Source organism: Candidatus Methylacidiphilales bacterium (genome assembly GCA_025056655.1).
GTDB lineage: Bacteria > Verrucomicrobiota > Verrucomicrobiia > Methylacidiphilales > JANWVL01 > JANWVL01.
Genome location: JANWVL010000088.1, coordinates 1 through 2,477, shown reverse-complemented (window position 1 = coordinate 2,477; position 2,477 = coordinate 1). Strand labels below are relative to the sequence as shown.

The window sequence follows — 2,477 nt, the reverse complement described above, 5'->3', positions numbered from 1 at the left end:
GCAGCCTCGCGATATCGCATCGCGCTCGCTGGCGAGGGTGTCGTCTTGTTCTTGTCCCTTGTCCTATGCCGCCGGCAGACGACACTGATTGTCTGCCGTCTCGGGCATACTCCCGATGGGAGTGGATAAAATTGGATACATGAAGTGTCCAAAGAGACATAAGCGAATCGGTGGTCAAACGAGGCAAGAATCACAGCGGCAGCCAGCGCTACCTGTGAAAAGCTTGCAATTGTCATTTCACCCCTCTGACCAACCCAATCAGCTACCCGCTTAGAATCCCGCGCCAAGCCGTTGAGATGTATCTAGATGGCTAAAGCTCCCGACGCATCGGGCGCAATCTGCGTGTCAAGTGCGCAATCGGTAGCCAACTGGGTCAAGTGCGCCGATGAACGTGCCTTGGCTGCTCCCATCCCACAACCCTCAACCGACGACTAACCGATCGTCGAGCTTGAGAGCAGTTCACATTCGTCGGGAGTAAAAAACGCGACGATCTCATCACGCAGGTCGAGCGCCGGACGCGCTGCGTGATGTGTTGGTAGATACTCTATCCCGCGATGAAGCGGTGTTGCAAGCGGTGGTGGATCAAGGGCCATGCGCATTTCAGTATTACACCGACGGCTTCAGTGGGTATGCTGCTTGGGACTACCGTGGCGGCAATCTCTAGTTGCGCCGGGCAAGTCGCAGACCTATTCAGTTAAAGCAAGTCTCGCCGAGTTGTGGGGGATCTTGCTCGCTTAGGCCGACGGGCGCGGTGCTTTTCGCGGTGTGTGTAGGAGCTATAGCGGTCGGTTGCGTCCTTTGTGCCATGCTGGAATCGGCGGCATCCCTTCAAGCAAGCGCATCCGGGTTATCAGAGCTATCCGCGGGACTACGCAAGTATTTGGATTTAGGCACTTCCGATTGTTTGTCTTAAAATTTGATCGGCGCGTATGAAACCGTGGAGATGCGAATATCATGAAATAGACTACACCTAGATTTTAAGTATCTAGTCTTTTGAACTAGTTGAGTTAGTAAGTAACGATGTAACTTTTTCACAGTTAATGCTGTTTAATACTGTAATCCTTGATTCATTTGGCTATAACTTATCTCTATTTAACAACACAGCTAAATTTCAAATCTTTAAATTTTCTACATAAAGTAACGCATATATAATTATATAAAAATGCAAATTAAGTTTAATAGTTTAAAATTCTCTAATTTTAATTAATATGCTAATTATTTATTAGCAATTTGCACAACAGTTGCTTAAAATATTAACATGTTAAGTATGAGTGATTTAAAAGTGCTAATAGAACATTTTATATTAGAAGAAAATATATACGATCATGACTATAGTAAAATGCTTGATTATATTCAAAAACACAGAGAATTATCAGAGATTATATTATTGATATCAATTTTTAATAAATCAACTTCTGATTTAATCAAAGCACAGGCTCTAATTTATCTCGCAAAAATCAATTATGATAAATTGGGAGAGATTTTATACTTATATGAAGAACATGAATCCCAAGTTATTCACACAGCTGCATACATTGCTAGATGTATATTTGAAAAAAGCAACAAATATGCGGAGAAGATAATCTATTATATAAATAAACCGGACTTGATAGTTGCAGAATTGGTTCATCTATTTGATTTAGTTTTAGATGTATGTCAGGGTATACATGATGCAATATATAATGAAATGAGACGTTTTCCTTCTTGCGATCATTTTATGGAAAATGAGTTTAGTGTGCATTTTTATCTTGTTATCTGCGAAAAGATGAGGATAAACGATAAAGATGTGATTAGTAGAATAGGGATAGGTAAAAAAAGGAGTTATAAAGAAGATTATATTTTAACATATTTATTTAAAAACCGCAATAAGAATATTTTAAGATATATTTATAATTTAGCCTCAGATATGGTTAATAACTTGAAAGAAAAATGTGAAGAAAACTATGAAATAGACGCGGATTTTCGTAAAAAAATAATAGAAGCGATATATATTTTATGTAAAGGTAAATTAGACGATCTTTATTTTATAGTAGATAAATTTATTCTGGACAAACAGGTATATAAAAAAATAGAGAAAGCAGAAATAGAAATAGAGACTCTATATTCAATTAAAGAGATGTTATATAATTTCGATGAAGTAGATAAACCTTTTCCATCTGGCTGTTTTGGTATTTTACTAGAAAAATTTTTTAGTTTTAGACGTATAGACCCTTGGATGAAAGAATCATTAGTTTGTTATAAGAACGCTATTGCTGTGGATAAAATTGTTGGATATATAGAAGCAATGGATTTAATGCAAGATATATACAAAAAAGCTGTAGAAAAAGGAAATGGTATTTTAATCATCAAGTTGGAGGAAAAAATTAGGAAGATTGATCCTGAGGGTGAATATATTTCTAAAGTCTATGAGAAAAACGTTCGCGATGATGAAAGAGATATATTAATAGATAGATATAATACTCAATTAAAGTTAGATT

3 protein-coding genes are annotated in these 2,477 nt (G+C 37.3%); all 3 read left to right on the top strand.

Annotated features, from left to right (window positions below; translation table 11 throughout):
• The first annotated feature begins 306 nt into the window (after positions 1–306).
• Positions 307–435 carry a hypothetical protein gene (locus tag NZM04_05515; GenBank protein ID MCS7063489.1) on the top strand — a complete coding sequence of 43 codons (129 nt, stop codon included), beginning with the start codon at positions 307–309 and terminating at the stop codon, positions 433–435.
• Positions 436–529: 94 nt separating this feature from the next.
• Positions 530–664, top strand: a complete 135-nt coding sequence (locus NZM04_05510) for a hypothetical protein (protein ID MCS7063488.1) — start codon at positions 530–532, stop codon at positions 662–664.
• A 603-nt stretch (positions 665–1,267) separates the two neighbouring features.
• On the top strand, positions 1,268–2,477 hold a 1,210-nt coding region (locus NZM04_05505), incomplete at its 3' end, for a hypothetical protein (GenBank protein MCS7063487.1).